1 protein-coding gene is annotated in these 351 nt (G+C 57.8%); it reads left to right on the forward strand.

The window, feature by feature from the left end:
• A partial coding sequence (gene yidC, locus AC1DLB_RS32495; RefSeq protein WP_477786592.1) for a membrane protein insertase YidC occupies positions 1-351 on the forward strand: 351 nt, incomplete at both ends.

A 351-nucleotide genomic window follows, 5' to 3' on the forward strand; every position in this document is an offset into this window, starting at 1 on the left:
GGACTATGGCCAGGCTGCCCTGCCGACTCAGAATGTTGCTTCCAGTACTACCGCACCGGGTCTACCGGATACGGCGACTGGCAATAATGCTTCCGCCAGTGACGACATCCCGCGCGCTGCAAGCGATACCAGTGCAACTGCACCTGCTGAAACGCCAGTGGCTGCAAGCAAAGACCTCATCCAGATCAAAACGGATGTGCTCAACCTGGCCATCGATCCACAAGGTGGCGATGTTGCCCAGTTGACGCTGCCGCTGTATCCACGTCGCCAGGACCATCCGGAAATTCCATTCCAGTTGTTCGATAACGGCAACGAGCGGACTTATCTGGCTCAGAGCGGCCTGATCGGCAC

The organism is Pseudomonas sp. 05N434, assembly GCF_056396965.1.